At 70.8% G+C, this 19,797-nt stretch carries 18 protein-coding genes; 5 read left to right on the top strand and 13 right to left on the bottom strand.

The genetic code is table 11. From position 1 onward, the window contains the following. Positions 1-25 precede the first annotated feature (25 nt). The 3 genes from ASF71_RS21115 to ASF71_RS21105 form a co-directional block, all read right to left on the bottom strand. Positions 26-1,735: a VanW family protein gene (locus tag ASF71_RS21115; protein WP_235514666.1), complete on the bottom strand. Its 1,710-nt coding sequence runs from the start codon at positions 1,733-1,735 to the stop codon at positions 26-28. A gap of 157 nt (positions 1,736-1,892) precedes the next feature. Next, positions 1,893-2,873, bottom strand: a complete 981-nt coding sequence (locus ASF71_RS21110; protein WP_235514677.1) for a phosphohydrolase — start codon at positions 2,871-2,873, stop codon at positions 1,893-1,895. Positions 2,874-3,028: 155 nt separating this feature from the next. Then, positions 3,029-3,835 (bottom strand): enoyl-CoA hydratase/isomerase family protein, encoded by an 807-nt coding sequence (locus tag ASF71_RS21105; RefSeq protein WP_056303794.1) that lies wholly within the window; start codon positions 3,833-3,835, stop codon positions 3,029-3,031. Positions 3,836-4,227: 392 nt separating this feature from the next. On the opposite strand from ASF71_RS21105, the gene ASF71_RS21100 reads away from it, so the two are divergent. The 3 genes from ASF71_RS21100 (at position 4,228) to ASF71_RS21090 (ending at position 8,101) form a co-directional block, all read left to right on the top strand. After that, on the top strand, positions 4,228-5,478 hold the full coding sequence (locus ASF71_RS21100; RefSeq protein ID WP_056303792.1) for an outer membrane protein: 1,251 nt from the start codon (positions 4,228-4,230) through the stop codon (positions 5,476-5,478). A gap of 155 nt (positions 5,479-5,633) precedes the next feature. Beyond that, positions 5,634-6,002, top strand: a complete 369-nt coding sequence (locus ASF71_RS21095) for a hypothetical protein (RefSeq protein WP_056303790.1) — start codon at positions 5,634-5,636, stop codon at positions 6,000-6,002. 74 nt (positions 6,003-6,076) lie between these two features. After that, positions 6,077-8,101, top strand: coding sequence for a DHH family phosphoesterase (locus ASF71_RS21090; protein ID WP_082506291.1), 2,025 nt, complete (start codon positions 6,077-6,079; stop codon positions 8,099-8,101). A gap of 6 nt (positions 8,102-8,107) precedes the next feature. Here the strand turns inward: ASF71_RS21090 and ASF71_RS21085 are convergent, their stop codons facing one another. From ASF71_RS21085 to ASF71_RS21065, 5 genes are all read right to left on the bottom strand, one after another. Further along, complete coding sequence (locus ASF71_RS21085; RefSeq protein WP_056303786.1) at positions 8,108-9,109, bottom strand: aldo/keto reductase; 1,002 nt, start codon at positions 9,107-9,109, stop codon at positions 8,108-8,110. After that, complete coding sequence (locus ASF71_RS21080) at positions 9,106-9,531, bottom strand: MerR family transcriptional regulator (protein ID WP_082506280.1); 426 nt, start codon at positions 9,529-9,531, stop codon at positions 9,106-9,108. The genes ASF71_RS21085 and ASF71_RS21080 overlap by 4 nt, the downstream gene beginning before the upstream one ends. Positions 9,532-9,649: 118 nt before the next feature. Then, the gene (locus ASF71_RS21075) at positions 9,650-10,672 is read right to left on the bottom strand and encodes an SIS domain-containing protein (protein ID WP_056303785.1); all 1,023 of its coding nucleotides are present in this window, start codon (positions 10,670-10,672) and stop codon (positions 9,650-9,652) included. 124 nt (positions 10,673-10,796) lie between these two features. Then, on the bottom strand, positions 10,797-12,986 hold the full coding sequence (locus tag ASF71_RS21070; protein WP_056303783.1) for a DNA internalization-related competence protein ComEC/Rec2: 2,190 nt from the start codon (positions 12,984-12,986) through the stop codon (positions 10,797-10,799). A gap of 17 nt (positions 12,987-13,003) precedes the next feature. After that, positions 13,004-13,396 carry a helix-hairpin-helix domain-containing protein gene (locus ASF71_RS21065; protein ID WP_056303781.1) on the bottom strand — a complete coding sequence of 131 codons (393 nt, stop codon included), beginning with the start codon at positions 13,394-13,396 and terminating at the stop codon, positions 13,004-13,006. 118 nt (positions 13,397-13,514) lie between these two features. Between ASF71_RS21065 and ASF71_RS21060 the strand changes: the two genes are divergently transcribed. Further along, entirely contained in the window at positions 13,515-14,132 is a 618-nt protein-coding gene (locus ASF71_RS21060; RefSeq protein WP_056303779.1) for a TetR/AcrR family transcriptional regulator, read from the top strand. Between the two features lie 40 nt (positions 14,133-14,172). After that, entirely contained in the window at positions 14,173-15,669 is a 1,497-nt protein-coding gene (locus ASF71_RS21055; protein WP_056303777.1) for a 2-phosphoglycerate kinase, read from the top strand. A gap of 67 nt (positions 15,670-15,736) precedes the next feature. On the opposite strand, the gene ASF71_RS21050 is transcribed toward ASF71_RS21055, so the two are convergent. The 5 genes from ASF71_RS21050 to ASF71_RS21030 form a co-directional block, all read right to left on the bottom strand. Beyond that, the gene (locus ASF71_RS21050; protein WP_056303909.1) at positions 15,737-16,153 is read right to left on the bottom strand and encodes an organic hydroperoxide resistance protein; all 417 of its coding nucleotides are present in this window, start codon (positions 16,151-16,153) and stop codon (positions 15,737-15,739) included. 124 nt (positions 16,154-16,277) lie between these two features. Then, positions 16,278-17,873 carry a flotillin family protein gene (locus tag ASF71_RS21045; protein ID WP_056303775.1) on the bottom strand — a complete coding sequence of 532 codons (1,596 nt, stop codon included), beginning with the start codon at positions 17,871-17,873 and terminating at the stop codon, positions 16,278-16,280. Between the two features lie 154 nt (positions 17,874-18,027). Further along, positions 18,028-18,564, bottom strand: a complete 537-nt coding sequence (locus ASF71_RS21040) for a hypothetical protein (protein ID WP_056303773.1) — start codon at positions 18,562-18,564, stop codon at positions 18,028-18,030. 50 nt (positions 18,565-18,614) lie between these two features. After that, entirely contained in the window at positions 18,615-19,265 is a 651-nt protein-coding gene (gene pdxH / locus ASF71_RS21035; protein WP_056303772.1) for a pyridoxamine 5'-phosphate oxidase, read from the bottom strand. 28 nt (positions 19,266-19,293) lie between these two features. Beyond that, entirely contained in the window at positions 19,294-19,758 is a 465-nt protein-coding gene (locus ASF71_RS21030; RefSeq protein WP_056303770.1) for a GNAT family N-acetyltransferase, read from the bottom strand. Between the last annotated feature and the right edge of the window lie 39 nt (positions 19,759-19,797).

Raw genomic sequence — 19,797 nt, 5'->3', positions numbered from 1 at the left:
AGTGGCCCCTCCTTTCCCTATGGCCTCAGCTCGGGCCGACCTCGTACACCGCGCGCCAGGGCTTGTAGACCGTACTCACCTTGTCGGTGCGGGTTCCCGAAGCGTCCTTGATCGTGCGGGTGATGAACAGGTTGTAGCCGTCGGCAGCCCAATCCACCTGCTTGGTGGTGCCGGGGCGCAGCCGGGCGTTGGTGACGTACTGCGGGGCCGGGTGCGGCGTACGCGAGAGGATGGTCGCCTTGCTCACCGACACGCTGCGCTCGGGTTTAATGCCCCACACCTGCACTTCCAGGGTGCTGCGCGCGTCGTTGTTCACGGTGCGGATGAGCAGGGGCGCGCCGGTGTCGTTCTTCATCTTGAGGTCGACGCCGGGGTCGTACACGGCCGCCTCGAACCCCACCTGCGGCTCGTAGTAGCCCACGCGGTAGGAGTGCTGGCTGCGCTCGACGACCGGCAGTCCCGCCTGGTACAGCGCGCGGAAGGTCGTGGTGCTCACCTGGCATACGCCGCCGCCCAGACCGTCCACCGTGCGTCCACCCGAGATGATCAGGCCGCCGACAAAGCCGTTGTCGGGCGTGATGCTGCCCAGCGACTGGAGGAAGCTGAAGATCCCGCTTGCCGGCACCACGGCGCCGTTGATCTTGGCCGCCGCGTTGGCGACATTCGCGCGGCGTTCGGGGCTGCTGCCGTAGTACGTGCTGTACCCGGTCGTGATGAGCTCGAGTTTGGTCGGGTCGGGCAGCGCCGCGGCCGTCAGGGTGGGCTGGCTGACCTTGGAGGCGAAGACGACGCTGCTGCTCGCCGGGTCCGTGATGGCCTTGCGCAGGGCCGCGAGCGCCGCCGCGCGGTCGGCCACGCGCCCCGCCTTCTCGGGCACGCGCACGAGCTTGCCGCCCTGGGTGGCGTAGCGGGCGTTCTGCGCGGGCTGGTCCACCGCCGTGCTCAGGAGCGTGAAGGCCGCGCCGATGGTCTTGTCGTCAAGGACGATGCCTTCGGGCCGCACCCAGAACAGGTCGGCCACCTGGAGGGCCGTGAGGGTGCCCTTGCGGTCAGTGCCCTCCAGCGTGGCGCTCAGCGGGCGCATGAGACGGTTGCCCAGGTCGGCGTAGCCCTGGAGCTTCTCGGCCGAGTTGTTGGCCTTCCACTCGGCGACTGGCACCTTCACGGCCGTCTGCGCGGGGTCGGCGGCGTAGGCGCTCACAGCCGCGTCAATGTCGGCCTTGCGGCCCGGCGTGTCCTTGGTCAGGACGGCGTAACGGCGGGTCTTGGCGTCGAAGCCCACCGTCGCGGGCTTGGGCTGGGTGTTCAGGCCGCCGGTGAGCGCCTTGAGGGTCGCGCGCGCGGCCTCCGGGTCCACCTTCACGACGAGCGGAAAGTCGCGTGTGGCCTGCTGCCCGATCATGTTCTGGAGCTTTTCGACCACGCCGCGCTCCTGCGAGAGCTGCTGCGCGGGGCGCAGGCTCGCCTCGGCGTCGGCCTGCCAGCCGAGCTTGTCGGCCGCGAGGGTCCAGGTCTTGTCGGCCGCCGTGACCGTCACCTGCGGCGCCGCGGCGCCTTTCTCCCGCAGCGCGCTCAGGGCCGCCTCGGTGGTCAGACCGCCCACAGGGATACCGCCCACCGTCAGCCCCGGTGCCAGCGCGCCGCTGTCCTGCGTCGCCACACCCATCGCCAACGCGCCGCCCAGCAGCACCAGCGCAGCCGCTCCCCCCAGTCCGTACCTCATCGCCCCCGTCATTCTGCCCAGTCTAGAGAAAATCCCTGACCGAACATGAAAAAGACGACACGCTTCTCAAGGATGAAGGGTGTGCGGGTGGAGGGAGGCGGGCGTCAGAGGCCAGGGTAGGACGGGGTGGGCCGGGCGTCAAGACAGCCCGGGCCCGCCCCATGGTCCGCTAGCGGCTCTCGGCGCTGACCCCGAGGTTCTGGGTGATGGCGTCGGTGACCTTCTTCTGGGTGTCCTCGACCTCAACACGTACGCTTTCGCCGCCCTCCAGGTCCATCACGAAATGGTCTCCGTCGAGCCGCACGCGGGAGAGGATCTGCTCCTCGCCCTGCGGCCGTATGGCGGCGCGCAGTTCCACGAAGTTGCGCATGGGCGTGCGGATCACCTTGGGGGCCAGTACCTCCTCGACCTGGAAGATGCCACCGGAGTTGTTCATCGTCACGCTGATCAGGACCGGCTTGCTGCGCCCGCGCTCGATAACCACCTGGTCCACCGCCAGCGCGCTGATCGAGTGGATGTCCACGCTACCCAGCGCGAAGGCCTTGCGCCCACGCCCCTTGGTGATGTCGGTGCCGTCCGCGACCGCCACAATGCCGCCCTCGATGGTCAGCGGGGCCGGGCTGAGGTCGTGGCTGTTGATGGCCCCCAGAATGAAGGACCGCACCTTGACCCGCTTGAAGGGATCGGCGTACAGCGGCCCCATGATGCGGTCGAGAATCGGCAGGGCCAGCGCCACCCCGTGCGCCTCGTGCCCGGCGCGGTGAATCTGGTTGCCGATGTCGTGCAGCATGGTCCCCAGGATGATCGCCAGGAACACGTCTTCGGCGTCGCCCACCCCGCTTTCCATAATGTCGGTGCGCACCCCGGCGCCCAGCAGCAGTTCGGTGATCGCCAGGCTGGCCGCCCCCGTGATGAAGGCGTGCACGCGGCCGTGGTCGTTGTAGCCGAGCTTGCGCATGGTCACGTAGTTCGCCATGTCCCAGTGCGCCAGCGCCTCGGGATCGGCGCGCAGGGCCTCGTAGGCAGCCAGCGCCCTGGGATAGGCGCGCAGATCGGCGCGGATGGCCCGGCTGGCCTCCTCGATCAGTTTGGCGCGCGGCGTGGTGAACTCGACCACCCGGCCATCCGCCGGAACCGCGGCCGCCTCCATCTCACGCACAGCGCCGTCCGAGACATTCAGGGTTAGCTTAGGGTCGTGGTGGCGCTCACCGCTGGCACCCGCACCGGCCTCCTGCGTCTGCGAGAGCTGCGTCTCCTGGGCGCCGCCCTCCAGATGGACGCCCCGGCTCTCCTGGTCGCCCGCCATCATTCCCCCTTGAATTCGGCGCGGCGCTTGGCCAGGAAGGCGCCTGTGCCCTCGCGGAAATCGCTGGTGGCGACCGTCAGGCCGAACAGGTCAGCTTCGATCTCCAGACCCGCTTCGAGCGAGGTATCCAGCCCCCGGCGTACCGCTTCCTTGATGAGCGACAGGGCAATGGGCGCGTTTTTCAGCATCTGTTCGGCGACCTCGCGAGCACGGCGCAGCGGCTCGTCCGCCACGTAATTCACCAGCCCCATGCCGAGCGCCTCCTCGGCCGTAACCTGGCGGGACGTGAGCATCAGATCAAGTGCGCGGCCCGCGCCGATCAGGCGGGCCAGACGCTGCGTGCCCCCGAACCCCGGAATCAGGCCCAGCGAGGCCTCAGGCAGGCCCAGCTTGGCTCCTGGCGAGGCCACGCGCACGTCGCACGCGAGCGCCAGTTCCAGGCCGCCCCCGAGCGCGAAGCCGTTGATGGCGGCGATGACCGGAATAGGCAGCGTACTCAGGCGGCCCATCACGTCCTGGCCCGAGAGCGAGAGCTCGCGGCCCGCATACACGCCGTCGAGACTGCTCAGCTCCGAGATGTCCGCCCCGGCCACGAAGGCCCGGTCGCCGCCCCCCGTGATGATCAGAACCCCGATGTCGGCATGGTCGGCGATGAGGTCAGCCACCTGGGCCAGTTCGCCCAGCAGCGCGCCGTTCAGGGCGTTCAGGGCCTGGGGGCGGTTGACGGTCAGGACCGCGATGGCCCCGTGCTGGTCGAGGGTCAGGTGGTCGAATTCGTATTCGTCGAGCAGGTAGTCGCCGGTCATGGCCGCATGCTGACACGAAGTCCTCATGGGCGCGCCGAGAGAAACAACATTGACCGCTCGGCCCCGGATGATGCCCAGGTCCAGAGGATTCAGGCGACCAAAGATGAACCCGCCCTCATGAACTCGGAGCATGAAGAGGTATGGGCTTTTCACATCTCGCCCAGCCTCTTCCCGTCTCAGGCGCTTTTTCCTGCTCTCACGTTTCAAGACTATTTTCACACCGGACGCACATTCTGAGCGGGTCAGGATCAGATTGGGACTTTGAGAAGCAGAGCACAATGCCTGGGGGGGCCGTAATTCACAGCTTACTCATATCGTCTGCCTAACGTTGACGGCAGGAAAGTCGGTTTCGGGCGCTCAACTGTGCCCTTTTCCGATCAAAGGAGTCTGCTATGCGTAACACCCTCATGATCTCGTCCATCCTCGCCCTGGGCCTCGGCGCCGCCAGCGCCCAGACCGCGCCCGCGACGACCCCCGCTCCGGCCACCACCGCCCAAGTCACGCAGTTCAGCGACGTGCCCGCCGGCCACTGGGCCAAGGACGCTGTGGACCGCATCACGCAGTGCGGCCTGATCCAGGGCTTCCCTGACGGCACCTTCCGTGGCAACGAGAACCTGACCCGCTACCAGGCCGCGTTGATCTTCCACCGCCTGCTCGCCAGCGGCGCCCTGAGCAACTGTGGCCTGAGCCAGACCGACATGACCACCGTCATGAACGGCATGCAGGAAGTGGCCCCCGAACTGGCGGCCATCAGCGCCCGCGTGACCGACCTGGAAACGGCCAACGCCGCCCAGGCCGCCCGCATCACCGCCCTGGAAGAGCGCATCAACACGGCGGCGACCGGTACCGACACCGCCGACACCGCTGCCCTGAGCGCCCGCATCGACGCCCTCGAAGCCGCCATCCGCAACATCCCCGCCGGCCCCCAGGGCCCCGCGGGTCCCCAGGGTCCTGTCGGCCCGACCGGTCCCCAGGGCCCGGCCGGCACTGCCGGAGCCTCAGCCACCGTCGTCACCACCCCCACGACCACCACGCCGACCACCACCGCCCCCACCACGGTCGTCATTGGTGACATCGCCCCCGACGTCACGGTAGCCAACACCAGCAACCTGTACGCCGGCGTGAGCCTCGGCGCCAAGGGCGTCGCGTCCAGCGAGCAGTGCCGCGCTCCCTTCAACCGCAGCGCGAACGCCGGTACCGTCGGCTACTGCCTGAGCGGTGGCGCCCTGATCGGCACCAAGAGCGTCTTCGGGCCCATCGGCGCCCGCATCGCCGCCGAGTACCAGCCCGGTCAGAACGGCGTGAACGCCGACGCCGCCCTGACCTACAACCTCGACACCGGCAGCAACCTCGGCGTGTACGTCGGCGCCGGCCTCGGGATCACCAGCAGCCAGGCGCGTGGCACCACCACCAACGCCGGTACAGGCAACGCGACCGACGTCTATGCCCTGGGCCTCGCAGGTGTCGAGTACCGCGTGACCGACAGCATCGCCGTCTTCGGCGAAGCCAACGGCCGCTACTACCTCAGCAACAAGGGCCGCGGCACGGGCCTGGCGTACACCACGAACGCCAACGGCACGACCAACACCGCTACCCGCGGCTTCAACGTCGGCGGCAAGGCCGGCCTGAAGTTCTACTTCTGATCCTTACCCTCTGAACCGGAGGCCCCACAGCGGGGCCTCTTTTTTTGGCTCTTTTCTACCGGGGATTTTCTCCTGTGGACCGTTCATCTTTCCACTACTGGCACATAAGACTGGGCACGGCCAGGCCAGGGCGCGATGCTCTATGCTGCGGCCCGATGCGCGTGATGCCCTTTGTGCAGGTGCTGTTGCTGCTGGTGCTCGCGGGGTACCTGCTGCTGGTGGCACTGGAGAACCCGCAGCCGGTGCGGCTGCCCCTCCCGTTCGGACGCGGCGAGTGGCTGACCGGCACGGGCGCGGCGATGGGAATGTTCGTCGTGGTGGGTGGGGCCTTCGTGGCCCTGCTGCTGCTGCCGCTGCTGTGGCGCCAGGGGGCCCGGCGCCGCCGAGAGCGCCGCGAACGGCGAGCGCTCGAGGGCCGGCTGACTGCCACGCTCCAGGCCCGACTGGGCGCGCTGCCGGTAGCGGCGCCCGAGTCCAGCCCGGCTCCCACCAGGAACGAGCCGGCCGTGACGGAGACCGCGTGAAGGCCGCCGTAACTCCTCCCCCGCCCCGCTGGCTGCTCTCCCCTCCGGCCAGCCGAGCCGAACTGCTGGCAACCATGCGGATCTGGAACGTCTCGCCGGCCCTGGCGCAGGTCATTGCCGGGCGCGGCATGACGCCGGAGCTGCTGGAGGCGCCCCTGCGCCTGAGCCCCAACCCGGCGCTTTACGAGGCCGCGCGGCAGATCGTGGCGGCGGTGCGGGCCGGACAACGGATTCGAATTCACGGCGACTACGACGCCGACGGCGTGAGCGCGACCGCCGTGCTCGTGCTGGGCCTGCGCACCCTGGGGGCCGACGTGCACGGCTTCATTCCCCACCGGCTGAACGAGGGGTACGGGGTGCACCCAGACCGTGTGCCGGAACATGCCGGGGCCGCCGACCTGCTCGTGACGGTGGACTGCGGCGTCACCAACCTCGACGAGGTGCGCGCGCTGCTGGAGGCGGGTACGGCCGTGATCGTCACTGACCACCATGCGCCGGGCCCCGACTTTCCGGCGTGTCTGGTCGTGCACCCGCACCTCACCGACGGCTTCGACGCCGGCGTACATAACCTGACCGGCGCTGGAGTGGCCTACCACCTGCTGTGGGCGGTGCGCGCCGAGCTGGGGCTGGACGAGCCCCGTGACCTCGCGCCGCTGGCGACGCTGGGCACGGTCGCCGACGTGGCCCCGCTCGTCGGCGAGAACCGGGCGCTCGTGCGGGCCGGGCTGGAGGCGCTGCCGGACACCACGCTGCCCGGCCTGCGCGCCCTGCTGCGGCACACCGGGGTCCCCCGGCCCACCGCCCGCGACGTGGCCTTCGTGCTCGCGCCGCGCCTGAACGCCGCCGGACGCATGGGCGCGGCCGACCTCGCGCTGGAACTGCTCATCACCCCGAGCCCCGCCGAGGCCGAGCGCTTGGTGACGTACCTCGACACCCTGAACCTCGAACGCCGCAGGTTGCAGGACGACATGTTCGCCCAGGCGCTCGCCCTGGCCGACCCCGCCGACCCGGCCCTCGTCCTGACCCACCCCGACTGGCACCCCGGCGTGATGGGAATCGTGGCGAGCAAGCTGCTCGAAACGTTCTACCGCCCTGTCTACATCATGGCGCAGGGCAAGGGCTCGGTGCGCAGCACGCCCGGGATCAGCGCGGTCGGGGGGCTGCGCGAGAGTGGCGACCTCCTGAAGCGCTACGGAGGGCACCCCGCCGCCGCCGGCTTCTCGGTGGACGAACGCGACTTCCCCGCACTACGGGACCGCCTGCACGCCTACGCCCGGAGCTTTCCGGTGCCGGTGCCGGCCGTGCGCCTCGACGCCGCGCTGCCCCCTCGCTGGGCCACGGCAGAACTCGACGCCGAGACGGCGCGGCTCGAACCCTTCGGCGAGGGCCACCGCCGGCCGCTGTGGCACCTGCGGGGCGAGCTGGAAGGCCAGCGGCTGGTGGGCAAGCGCGGCGACAGCCTGCAGTTCCGGCTGGGCGGCCTCAAGGGCGTGCGGCACGGGGCCGGGACCCTGCAGGAAGGCGGGGCCGACCTGGGCGCCGAGCTGGCTACCAACGAGTGGCGGGGCCGCGCCAGCCTGGAATGGCGCGCCGAGGCCCTGCGCCCAGCCGAGCCGCTGGACCTCGTGGGCCAGACGCAGAACACGGCCGCAGATCTTCCCCGCCTAGACCCTCAGGAGGCGGTCGCGCACCTGCGCGACGGAGCAGCGGCGTACGCCGAGAACGGCGTCGGACCCTACCTGCAGGGACAGGTTCCAGGCCTGCGGCTCCTGGGACCGGGCGAGGAGCTGGCAGTAGACCAGACCCCCGAGGTCATCCTGTACGCCCTGCCCGCCGAAGCCGACCTGCGGCGCTGGCTCGCGCAGGGCCGGGTGGCCTTCGCCTGGGGTCCCAAGACCCTGAAGGACCTGGAAAGCGCCGAACTGACCCCGCTGGGCAGCGTCACCCCGGAAGCGGCCGCCGACGCCTACCGCCGCTGGCAGTGGGCCCACCACTACCGCGTCCTGAGCGGCGCGGGCTGGGCCGCCTCCGTGCGGGCGATGCTGGGCCCGGAGGAACCCACCCCGGCGCCGCCCGACGCGCTGGCGGCCCAGCGCTGACCGGCTTCAGCGGTCGATGCTGCTCATGTTCGGGTAGCGGTCGCCGACCGCCGCACCGACCGGAAACACGGCGTCCAGCTGGGCGAGTTCGGTTCCGCTCAGGCTGACCTGCATGGCCCCGGCGTTGTCCTCCAGGTACTTGACCCGCTTGGTGCCGGGAATGGGCACGATGTCCTGACCCTGCGCGAGGAGCCACGCCAGGGCGAGCTGCGAGGGACTGCACCCCTTCTGGGCGGCGAGGTCCTGCACGGCCTGCACGAGTTCCAGGTTCTTGCCGAAGTTCTCGCCCTGGAAGCGGGGGTTGTGGCGGCGGAAATCGTCCGGCTCGAAGTCCTCGGGAGTCTTGAACTGGCCGCTCAGGAAACCGCGCCCCAGCGGGCTGTAGGGCACGAAGCCGACGCCCAGGTCGAGGCAGGTCGGCAGGATCTCGGCTTCGGGGTCGCGGGTCCACAGGCTGTACTCGGTCTGGAGGGCCGTGATGGGGTGAACGGCGTCGGCACGGCGGATGGTCGCGGCGCTCGCCTCGGACAGCCCCAGGTAGCGCACCTTGCCCGCCTGCACGAGCTCGGCCATGGCGCCGACCGTGTCCTCGATGGGCGTGCCCGGATCCACGCGGTGCTGGTAGTACAGGTCGATGTGGTCCACGCCCAGGCGCTTCAGGCTGGCATCACAGGCCTGGCGCACGTACTCGGGCCGGCCGCTGATGCCCAGAAATTCGCCGTTCTCGCCGCGCATGTTGCCGAACTTGGTCGCCAGTACGACCTCGTCGCGGCGGCCCTTGATGGCCCGACCGACGAGTTCCTCGTTGCGGCCCACGCCGTACATGTCGGCTGTGTCGAGGAAGGTGATGCCCAGGTCCAGGGCGCGGTGGATGGTACGAATGGACTCGGCCTCGTCGGCGTCGCCGTAGAACTCGCTCATGCCCATGCAGCCCAGGCCCAGCGCCGAAACGGTGAGGTCGCGCAGCTTGCGTGTGTGGGTCGCCTTAGAAGGATCGGGGGAAGTCATCGGGTCTCCTGTAGAGCCGGCCGTGCCGGAGAAAGGGGGGAAGGAAGGGGGACGCCGCCATACAGCGCGATCTTGCGGCGGATGGCGGTCAGATCGGCCTGGAGGTCGCCGAGCCGCGCGAGGACCGCTGCCTCGTGGCGAAGGAGCAGCTCGCGCCGCGCGTCCACCGTCGCCTCGCCCCGCTCGGTGAGGGCCACGTACTCACGCAGCCCCGCCATGCCCATGCCGGTGCCCCGCAGGTGCAGCAGGAAGCGCAGCCGCGCCAGTTCGGCTTCGCCGTAGAGACGCTTGCCCCCGGCCACGCGCGGCACGCCGAGCAGGCCCTCGCGCTCGTAGTAGCGCAGGGTATGGGCACTCACGCCCAGCAGAGCCGCCGCTTCACGGATGGGGAGAGGGGCAGGGCACGGGGCAACGGTGGGCACCTCCGAACGCTACGCCTTCGAGTGCGCTCCAAGTCAAGCGGCGAGGAGGCGTGCAGGGTTCAGGCGACCTTCATGGGTGCGTGCCCGGCCTCCCCTCTCCTCCTCACACTGCTTACTCTCAGTTCAGGTCGTCGTCCAGATCGTCGGTGTCGTCCTCGTCGTCCCAGCGGTCGTCCTCCCGGCCGGTCTCGTCGTCAATGAGGTCGTCGGCCCTGCGGCGGCGCGGGGCCGGCTCGCTGGTGCCCAGGGTGTCCTCGCCGGCCTCGCCCGCCAGGACCGCCTGAGCGCGGGCCAGCATGGGCGGGTCGGAGGGCGACTGGTCGTAGCGCTCGGCGAGGTAGGCGGCCACCCACGCCCCGAAATACCACAGCGCGAGCTGCCCCGCATAGCCGCCCTCCGACCCGGCGGGGTAGGGCACCTGCAAGACCTCGTCGATGCGGGATTCGAGCACCTCGCGCGCCACGTGCAGCGCGGCGTCGGCCTCGCCCAGGATGACGGCGACGCGGCCGTCGCCCTTCTCGTGCTGGGCCTCGAAGGCGCCGGTCACGAAGGGCAGCGCGTCGCCGGCCACCGGCACGGCCAGCGTCTTGCCGGTGCGCGCCAGCAGGCTCTGCCAGGCGTGCGGCAGGGCGTCGGCCTCGGGCGCGGCGAGCAGCAGCGGCGAGCGGCCCCACAGGCTCCAGGCGAGGTCGCGCGCGGGGTTATTCTCCTCGACCTCGGGCGCGCAGCGGGCGGCGAGATCCGCGATCAGGGTCTCGGCCGCCCGCGCCTCCTCGGCGTGGCCGCTCGCGTGCGCGACGTACTGCGCGTAGTGGTAGGTGGCGAAGGCCCCGGCCGGAATGAGCACGTCCACGTCCTCCGGCTGGCCGCCCGTGCTCGCGCGCCGGGCGGTGGCCCCGGCGACCTCGGCCAGTTCGGCGTAGGTGCGTGCGGCGTCCTGCACGTCGGAGCTCGACAGCACGAATTGCGTGCCCGCGCGCGTGAAATTGACGCCGATCAGCGGAGAGAGCAGGTGAGCGGCGAGCGTGCCCTCACCCACCCCGACCACCGCGAAGGGGCCGGTCTCGGGCCGGTCGGGACCGGCGTAGCTGCCCGGCAGGGCACTGAGCAGCCGCAATACATCGGAACGGGAAGGGGCCATGCGCCCAGGGTAACGCCGCGACGGAGAAGCGAGTAGGAGCGGGGAGCCGTTACCACCTGTTCGGGGCTATGCCCAGACCCCGGCGCCGACTCGGCGCGCTGCTGTACCGGCACTGGAGGAAAACTCAGGGCAGCGGCCAGCGCACCGTGCCCTGGAGGTCGGTGCGCCACACCCGCGCTCCGGCTCCGGCGAGGCGGTCGAGCACGGCGGCGTTGGGGTGGCCGTAGGTATTGCGCGCGCCGACGCTGATGAGGGCGTCCCGGGGAGCCGTCTGGGCCAGGAAGGCCGCGTCCGTGCTGAAGCGGCTGCCGTGGTGCGCCGTCTTGAGCAGGTCGAGGCGCCCCACCCCGATCTGGCCCTCGACCGGGTCGGGCAGGTCGCCGAGCAGCGCGGCGTGCCAGTCGCCGTCGGTGACGCGCAGAGCGACCGAGTTGGCGTTGTCCTCGTCACTCCAGGGGGCGCCCTGCGGCCACAGCACCGTGACCTTTACTCCCGCCGCCGCCACCTCGTCGCCCCGGCGGACCTCGCGCACGGGCACGCCGCGCTCGTGGGCCGCGGCCAGGACGGCGGCCAGCACCGGATCGTCCTCCTTGCGCTGCCCGATCCACAGCTCGCCTACCGGCAGGCCGCGCAGCACAGCTGCGAGACCCTCGATATGGTCGGTGTCGGCATGGGTCGCAACCGCCACGTCTATTTTCCGGACGCCCAGCGCCCGCAGCGCCGGCAGCACCGTGCGCCCCCCCACATCGTAGTCGGACCCGACCGAACCGCCCGCGTCCACCAGCAGGGTCAGCCCGGGAAGGCGGAGCAGGGTGGCGTCGCCCTGCCCGACATCCAGAAAGACGAGTTCGCGTGCGGGCCGCAGCGCGCCGGGCAGCCAGGTCAGCAGGGCGCAGGCGAGGACGGTGCCCAGTGCCGCCGGTCCCCGCACCCGTCCCAGCAGCCACAGCGTCCCCGCCAGCGCCGCAAGCGCGTAGGCCGCCAGCCCGCCGAGTCCCACCTGCCCCCAGCCCAGGACCGGAGCGCGGCCGAATGCCTCGGCCAGCCACAGCAGCAGCGAGGCGAGCGGCGATACGAGCACGTTGACCGGCGCGGCCAGCGGCCCCAGCAGCCCGGCAAGAAAACCCAGCGGCACGAGCGCGGCCATGACCCCCTCGGCCAGCAGGTTGGCGGGCAGGCCCACGAGCGGCAGCTGCCCGAAGGTGGACGCGATGACCGGCAGCGTGCCTAGTTCGGCCAGCACGGTCGCTGCCAGAGCCAGCCGCAGCGCGTGGGGCCAGCGCCCCGGCAGCCTCGCCGCCAACCGCGAGGAGAGGGTCAGGGCGAGCACGGCCAGGAACGAGAGCTGAAAGCCCACGTCCAGCAGCCACAGCGGAAACAGCAGCAGGCACACGAGCGCCGCCAGCGCCAGCGTGCCCGGCACGTCGGGCCGCCCGCGCCCAGCCCACAACCCGGCCAGTACCGCCATACCCATGACGACCGCGCGGGTGATGCTGGGCGAGACACTGACGAGCACCGTCAAGTAGGGCACGAGCAGCGCGAGCGGCAGCCCGTAGCGCAGCCAGGTGGGCGCCCCCAGCCGCGACAGCATGAAGATCAGCGCGCCGGTCAGCAGCGCCACGTTCTGGCCCGACAGCGCCATCAGGTGGGCCAGCCCCGCGCGGTTGAAGGCGTCGCGCACCGCGTACCCTTCGGCGAAGTTCTCGCGCCCCAGGTCGCCCCGGTCGCCGAGTTCGACCGCCTCCATCAACGCGGTGTTGCGTGGAGACAGGCCGGCGGCCAGGCCGCGCCGGAACCAGCCTCGCACGCCCCCTTCGGGCTGGCTGGCCCGGACCCGCGTGCCCACCAGCACTGCGCGCGGCGTGGGCAGAAAGACGCCCCCCTGAGCGCGCAGCCAAGCCGCCTGATCGAAGCCGCCCGGCACCCCGCGGCCCTCCGGGCGCACGAGGCGGCCCGAGACCTCCAGTCGGCCCGGCGGCTGCGGGGGCCGGGGACTGAGGGCCAGCCGGGCCGGTGGATCCCGCAGGGTCAGGAACTGGCCGTCCCAGTCGCCTGTCAGCGTGACCTGCGCGCCGACCCACGGCGCGAGGCGGTCAGGCTGGGCCGTCTGGAGGCGCTCGCTGCCGTAGCCCAGTCCAGCACCGGCCAGCGCCAGCGCGACAAGCAGAGGACGGCCTCCCAGCAGCCCCAGCCCGGCGCCGAGCAGCGCCACCAGCGAGCCCCATCCCAGTCCCAGCCCGAGCAGAGTGCCACCTATGACCCCGTACGCGGCTGGAACGGTCCAGGCCAGCCGCACGCCTGCGGGGCTGGACACTGCTCCGGACGTGGCCGTCACTGGAAGGCGACCAGCGGCCCGAGGCGTTGCATGGCGGCGGGACCGATGCCGCGCACCCGGTCGAGGTCGGCCAGCGAGCGGTAGGGCCGCCCCGCAGTGAGGCGGGCCGCGAGCGCGGGGCCGATTCCGGGCAGGGCTTCGAGCTGCTCCTGGGTGGCCGTGTTCAGATTGAGCCGGCCACTGATGAGGGGGCGCACGCTGGAGGTGGTGGCATAGGTCGGCGGCTCGGCGCTGGCTGGGGAGGCCGAGCCGGCAGCCGGTGGCAGCGCGGTCCGCATGACCTGTGGCGCGTGCGCGCGCGGCCACAGCGCCGGACCCAGCGTCAGGCCCGCGACCGCCAGCGTTCCGAGGACGAGGGCCACGGTCCAGGGCTGATCGGCAGACTTCATCTGACCTTCAGAGTATTGAGCCGGTCTCGCGGCGCTCTGACAGCGGCCCAGCGGAACGGCCGCCATGAATGTTGGACAGGGTGCAATTTTAGACCCGGCGCGCTATACCGTAGGCATCATGGATTCGTCATCGCTGAGGGAGCGTCAGAAAGAACGCCGGCGCGCCCGTATCTACGGGGTCGCCATCGAACTGTTCAAGCAGGGCGGCTTCCAGACGACCACGGCGACGGACATCGCGCGGGCCAGCAACGTCTCGCGCGGCACCTTCTTCAACTACTACCCCTACAAGGAAGCGGTGCTGCTCGACTACGGCTCGGAGGTCATGGAGCGGCTGCGCGACCACGCCGAGAGCCGGCTGGCCCAGGGCACGCCGCCGCTGGGCGTCCTGTACGAGATCTGGGACCGGCTGGCCGAGGAAAATGCCCGCGAGCGCGACCTGTTTCCGCCGCTGGCCTACGAGGTCATGAATCCTAATCCCGAGCGCGCCCGCACCGCGTACCAGGCGCTGCCGCTGAGCAAGGTCATCGAGCTCATCCTGCGCCCGCTGCACCAGTCCGGCCAGATGCGGACCGACCTGAGCCTCCAGCGCATCAGCAACCTGATTGCCGACACGTACCTGATGGTCGCGCTGCGCTGGAGCGCCTACGGCACCGAGCGTCCCCTGCAAGAAGAGATGCGGCTCGCGCTGAATCTGCTGCTCGAAGGTGCGGTGCGGCGCGAGCCTGTGCGGACGTGATCCGGCTGCGGCGCATGTCTGGCGTGGACCGGGGGGCAAGATGACCCAGCCGGAACTCACCGTCGGCACGGCGCGCCAATCCTGGCCCTTCAGCCGGGGGCTCGTCGTCGAGTCGCTCGTCACGGCCGGAGCCAGCGGCCTGCAGGCGGCGGCGGCAGCGCGGCGCATCGAGCAGGAAATGCGGCGGCTGCGGCGCAGTCCCATCTCGCCGGCCGAGTTGCAGGACCTCATGGTCGAGGTGGCCGCCGACGTACTGGGGCCGGAGATCGCGCGGGCGGCCGCCACCTACACCCCGGCCTTCACCGACATCATGGTGCAGGCCAAGAAAGGCGACCTGCCCTTCAGCCGGGGCGTGCTGTCACGCACCCTGGAAGACGCGGGGCTCTCGCCGCGCGACGCCTACGCGACCGCCAGCGCCGTGGACGTGAGGATGCGCCGCTCGGGCGTGCGCGGCCTGGACGCCGAAGAACTCGACAACCTCACCGAACTCGTGCTCGCCGAGCGCTACGGCGAACACCTGCGCCTGACCTACCGCTACCTGCGCAACAACCGGGGCCGGCTGGCTGTGATGGGCAGCGACGGCGGCGCGCCCAGTCCCTTCTCCAAGGGGCTGCTCGTGCAGTCGCTGCTCGCGGCGGGCGTCGCGCCCGACGTGGCCCGCAAGGTGGCGCGCGTGACCCAGCGCGACCTGCGCGGCCAGGACGATCGCGTGACGCGGCGGCGCGACATCCGCGAGAAGGTCGAAGCCCTGCTGCGCGACGAGGTCGGGCCCGACATCAGTGCCCGCTACCGCCTGCTGCGCGTCATCCGGCAGCCGCCGCGCCCGCTCATCGTGCTGCTCGGCGGCGTGAGCGGCACCGGCAAGAGCTTTCTGGCCGCCGAGATCGCCTACCGCTTGGGCATCGCCCGCGTGGTGAGCACCGACTCGATCCGCGAGGTGATGCGCGCGATGGTCTCGCCCGCGCTGCTGCCCACCCTGCACGCCAGCACCTTCAGCGCCTGGGAGGCTCTGGTGCCGCCGGGTCAGCCGCGCCCCGAACATCCCGACAAGGCCGAGCTCCTCGCGGGCTTCCGTGAGCAGGTGCAGCAGGTCAGCGTGGGCCTGGGGGCCGTGGTGGGCCGCAGCGTGCAGGAAGGCACCAGCTTGGTGCTGGAGGGCGTGCACCTCGTGCCGGGCTACCTGCGCGCCGAGGACTTTCAGGGCGCCCTCATCGTGCCGATGCTGGTCACGCTGCCCGACGCCGGCGAGCATCGCCGCCACTTCGAGAGCCGCGACAGCGAGACGGCCGCGAACCGCCCCCTGCACCGGTACATGAAGTACTTCGAAGAAATCCGGGTGATGCAGGAGGTCCTCGAACGCCTCGCCGCGCAGGAGGACGTGCCGCTCCTCGACGGCCTGACCCTCGACGAGAGCGCCGATCAGGCCGTGGACGTGGTGCTGCGGCGCGTGATGGTCGCCCTGACCTCCCAGGAGCGCGCCGAACTGCTGGGTGAGGACACCGAGCTTTCGCCAGACGGGCGGGACCCGGTGGGGTGAGGCCCCAGGAGTGAACGGCAAAACAGCAGGGGCGCGCTAGGCTCCCCCGCTTTCCTGTACCGCAGACTTACGCGACGGTCAGGGTCGTCTCGACATTGCCCTTGGTGGCGACGCTATAGGGGCATACGTCGTAGGTGGCGTCCATCAGGGCCTGCGCCTGCTCGCGCTCCAAACCGGGGAAGGTGCCCACGAGTTCGACGTTGAGCGCGAAGGCCAGCCCGGCGCGCTCCAGGCCCACACGGGCAGTGACGGTGCTGCCCTCGGGGATCTCGACCTTCTGGCGGCGGGCCACCACGCTCAGGGCGCCCTGAAAGCAGGCCGCGTAGCCCATGGCGAACAGCTGCTCGGGGTTGGTGCCGGGGCCGTCGTCGCCTCCGATGGCGGCGGGCACGCTCAGGTCGAGGTCCAGACGGCCATCGGTGCTGCGGGTCTTGCCGGCGCGGCCTCCGGTCGCCACGGCTTCTGCGGTGTAGAGGTTACTCATGAGAGGCATCATCCTCCCCCCTGCGGCAACAAACGTCCCGCTGTACTGCCGCAGGTGCTTTATGAAACAAAGTGAAAGGACGCTCCCTGCCCGGCTGCGGGTCGGGGGCGTCCTCCGGGCTGGCTCAGGCGCTCGGCTTGGCTTCGGGCGCGTGGGGGCCGGCCCCGTTGGCGGTGGCCGGAACGGTGCCCGCGCCGCGCAGGAGACTCAGGAGGTTGACACCGGTCGCGGTCTCGACCTGCTCGACCATCCCGATGATGTTGGTGGGCAGCGTTTGAACCGCGCTGCGGGTGGCGCGGCCGTCGCCCGAGTCGATGACCGTGAGCTTGTCGATCTGCATGCCCTGTACCGACGCGGCGAACTGTTCGACGATGCCCGGCAGCATGTTCAGGACGTAGGCGCGTTCGCCCTCGGGGCCGGCCTGACGGAAGGCCTCGACCATCAGCGCGACGGCCTGGGCCTTGGCGCGGCCCTCTTCGACGATCGGCGCGGCGGCGGCCTGCGCCGCGAGCAGTTCGGCTTCGCGGCGGGCGCGGGCCGGGGCCACCACGTCGGCTTCCAGGCGCTTCTGGTTCAGGACTACGCGCTCCTGCTCGAGCTCCTGTTCGGCGACCACGCGGGCGCGCTCGGCGTTCACCTTGGCCTCGTTCTCGCGGGCGGCGGCGACCGCCTCCAGCTCGGCGCGGCGGATACGCAACTCGTTTTCGCGCTCCAGAATCGCCTGCTGGGCCGTGGTCTGGGCGATGGTGGCGCGCTGCCTGGCCTGCGCCTCGACCTCGGCCGCCTCGGCGTTCTGCTGCGCCTCAATGATGCGGGCCTGGCGCTGCGCCTCGGCCCGGCGCTGTCTCAGGGTGGCTTCCAGGGCCGCCTGCTCCTGCTCGAAGCTCTGCGTGGCGCGCACCTTGGCGAGTTCGGACTCGACGGCTGCCTCGTTCTGGCGCGAGAGCTGCACGGCGCTCAGTTCGGTCTTGCGGACTTCGAGTTTGTTCTGCTCTTCCAGGATGGCCTGCTGCGCGATGGCCTGTGCGACCTGGCTGCGCTGCAGCGCCTGGGCCTCGGACTGCGTGGCCTCGGCGTTACGCTCGGCCTCGGCAATGCGGGCCTCCTTGAGCACCTCGGCAGTCTGGCGGCGGCCCAGCGATTCGAGGTAGCCCGCCACGTCCGACACGTTCTGGATCTTGAGCGTGTCGAGCTTGATCCCGAGGTTGTGCATGTCGTGCTCAGCCTCGTCGATGAGCGACTCGGCGAAGCGCAACCGGTCCTGGTTGATCTCCTCGGGCGTCAGGGTGGCGATCACGCCGCGCAGGTTGCCTTCCAGCGTGTCGCGCACGATGTTGGTCACGGCCTCACGCGGCACGTCCAGAAACCGCTCGATGGCGTTGCCGAGTTGCGGGTCTTCGGCGTTGATCTTGACGTTGGCGACCGCGTGGATACGCAGGGGAATACCCCCGCGCGAGAAGGCGTTCTCGACCGTAAGGTCCAGCGGAATGGTCGTGAGGTCCATCCACGACACCTTTTCCAGGATGGGAATGCGGAAGGCCCGCCCGCCCCGGATGACCCGGTAGCCGACGGTGTCGCCTTCTTCGGTCTTGCGGCTGCGCCCCGAAACGACGAGCACCTTGTTCGGCGGCACCACGATGAGAAAGTTCTGGATGAGGACGAGCACCAGAACGATCCCGAGCAGAATCAGTCCAGCAGTGACGAGGGTGGGGGTCAACATGATCTTTCCTCCACAGATGAGTACGCGGTGAAGGGGGCAGAGGTTCCCGCTCCGCATCCGGGGCGGTCACGAGCGACTGGCCTGGATGCGCAAGGCCCCCTTCCGCGGAGGGAAGAGGGCCACAGAGGTTTGGAGCCGGAAGGATGCGGCGCGTTCAGGCGCCGTCCCAGAATTTGACCTCCAGCACGCCGCGCTCCTCGGCAATCACTAAAACCGGGTCGCCGGAGCGCAGTACGTCGGCGCTGCGCGCAGGACGCTGCTCCAGCTGCCCACCGACCGTCAGGGCCACCTTGCCCAGGCGCTCCGGCTGGCCGAGCTGCCCGGCCGCCGGAGGCACCAGGACCTGCCCGGTACGCCCGGAAAGCCGCCCGGCCCGCGCACCCACCTCGCCCCGCGCGCGCACCACACCGAAGGCGAAGGCCGTGAAGCCCCCCACCGCCAGCCCCGTGACCAGGGCCATGACCAGCCGCGCCGTACCGCCCAGCCCCAGCAGGCCGCCGACCACGCCCGCCAGCCCGAAAAACGCCGTGAAACTGACCAGGGCCCGCAGCGAGAACCACGGCGCGAGGTGGCCGCCCCCGTGCTCGGCTTCGGGCGAGTGCCCGCCCAGGTCGCCGTCGTGCCCCCCCAGCAGCGACAGGGCCAGCAGCCCGCCGCCTACGATCAGGCAGATGAGATAGAGATCCAGCATAAGATGCCCCCTTATGTCCAGGAATACGCGGCGGGGGCGCCCGGAGTTGCCTAGGGCATCAGGCGCTGAACCGTCCAGCTCTCCCCTTCCCCGGCCCGCGCGTAGCGGAAGCGGTCGTGCATGCGGTTGTGCCGGCCCTGCCAGAACTCCCATTCCTGCACCGCGAGGCGGTACCCACCCCAGAATTCGGGCCGGGTCACCTCGGTGCCATCGGGAAAGCGGGCGTGCAGGGCAGCGAATTTGGCCTCCAGTTCGGCACGGTCCCCAATAGGCGCGCTCTGCGGGTCGCTGGCGTGCGCGGCGAGCTGGCTCTCGCGCGGGCGCTTGTGGAAATACGCGGTGGCCTCGGCGTCCGGCACACGCGTCACGCGGCCCCAGGCGCGCACCTGCCGCTCGTGCTGGGGCCAGAAGAACAGTGCCTCGGCCTGCGGGTTGGCGGCGAGGTCGCGGCCCTTGTGCGAGCCGAAGTTGCTGTAGAAGGTCAGGCCGTCCTCGCCGGCCCCGCGCAGCAGCACCGTACGCACGCTGGGGCGGCCCGAGGCGTCGGCGGTCGCCAGCGACAGGGCATAGGGTTCGGGCAACCCCGCGCCGATGGCCTCCTGCAACCAGCCCTGAAACTGCGCGAGGGGATCGGCGTTCAGGTCGGCGCGGCGCAGCTCGGCGCGGTCGTAGGACAGCCGCAGGGACGTGAGGTCGGTCATGGGGCGAGGGTACACCCGGCGGGCCGGGTCAGGCCGGCAGGCTCAGCCGCATGTCGTGACGGTCCAGACCCGGCCCGTAGAAGTCGGGCTGGATACGGACCGTCCCGAAGCCCAGCCGCGCGAAGAACGGCGCGCTGTGCTGCGTGGTGTCCAGCACGACCGTCCGGACCTCCGGGGCGTGTCGGCGCAGCCAGGCCAGGCGCGCCTCCCACAGCGCGCGGCCGTAGCCCCGGCGGTGGCGCGACCGCTCGACCATGCCCCAGGTCAGCCCCGCCTCCTGCCCGCCGGGCCGCACGTACACGCCTCCGCAGGCCACGACCTGCCCCTTCTCCTCCATCACGAGGTACGGGTCAGCCGGAGACGGGCCCACCAAGTCCGCCAGAAAGGCGGCGTAGTCCGGGCGCTCAGCCTCCGCGAAGAACCGGGGCGTGTTGCTGCCGAAGAGGGCCAGACAGGCGGCTTCGTCGTCGGGGTGGTAGAGGCGAACGTTCACGCCTCATCCTGACAAGTTCGCCGGCGCGCCCGCCTCCGC

It is taken from the genome of Deinococcus sp. Leaf326 (assembly GCF_001424185.1).
Classification (GTDB): domain Bacteria; phylum Deinococcota; class Deinococci; order Deinococcales; family Deinococcaceae; genus Deinococcus.
This window is presented reverse-complemented; position numbering and strand designations above follow the sequence as displayed.

Excerpts from the sequence above, each read along its gene's own strand:
- ASF71_RS21095 (WP_056303790.1), top strand. The coding sequence starts at position 5,634 with ATGCGCGTGATGCCCTTTGTGCAGGTGCTGTTGCTGCTGGTGCTCGCG.
- pdxH (WP_056303772.1), bottom strand. The coding sequence starts at position 19,265 with ATGACCGACCTCACGTCCCTGCGGCTGTCCTACGACCGCGCCGAGCTG.
- ASF71_RS21065 (WP_056303781.1), bottom strand. The coding sequence starts at position 13,396 with ATGAAGTCTGCCGATCAGCCCTGGACCGTGGCCCTCGTCCTCGGAACG.
- ASF71_RS21040 (WP_056303773.1), bottom strand. The coding sequence starts at position 18,564 with ATGCTGGATCTCTATCTCATCTGCCTGATCGTAGGCGGCGGGCTGCTG.
- ASF71_RS21105 (WP_056303794.1), bottom strand. The coding sequence starts at position 3,835 with ATGACCGGCGACTACCTGCTCGACGAATACGAATTCGACCACCTGACC.
- ASF71_RS21085 (WP_056303786.1), bottom strand. The coding sequence starts at position 9,109 with ATGACTTCCCCCGATCCTTCTAAGGCGACCCACACACGCAAGCTGCGC.
- ASF71_RS21115 (WP_235514666.1), bottom strand. The coding sequence starts at position 1,735 with ATGACGGGGGCGATGAGGTACGGACTGGGGGGAGCGGCTGCGCTGGTG.
- ASF71_RS21090 (WP_082506291.1), top strand. The coding sequence starts at position 6,077 with ATGCGGATCTGGAACGTCTCGCCGGCCCTGGCGCAGGTCATTGCCGGG.
- ASF71_RS21110 (WP_235514677.1), bottom strand. The coding sequence starts at position 2,873 with ATGGAGGCGGCCGCGGTTCCGGCGGATGGCCGGGTGGTCGAGTTCACC.
- ASF71_RS21045 (WP_056303775.1), bottom strand. The coding sequence starts at position 17,873 with ATGTTGACCCCCACCCTCGTCACTGCTGGACTGATTCTGCTCGGGATC.
- ASF71_RS21055 (WP_056303777.1), top strand. The coding sequence starts at position 14,173 with ATGACCCAGCCGGAACTCACCGTCGGCACGGCGCGCCAATCCTGGCCC.
- ASF71_RS21100 (WP_056303792.1), top strand. The coding sequence starts at position 4,228 with ATGCGTAACACCCTCATGATCTCGTCCATCCTCGCCCTGGGCCTCGGC.
- ASF71_RS21060 (WP_056303779.1), top strand. The coding sequence starts at position 13,515 with ATGGATTCGTCATCGCTGAGGGAGCGTCAGAAAGAACGCCGGCGCGCC.
- ASF71_RS21075 (WP_056303785.1), bottom strand. The coding sequence starts at position 10,672 with ATGGCCCCTTCCCGTTCCGATGTATTGCGGCTGCTCAGTGCCCTGCCG.
- ASF71_RS21050 (WP_056303909.1), bottom strand. The coding sequence starts at position 16,153 with ATGAGTAACCTCTACACCGCAGAAGCCGTGGCGACCGGAGGCCGCGCC.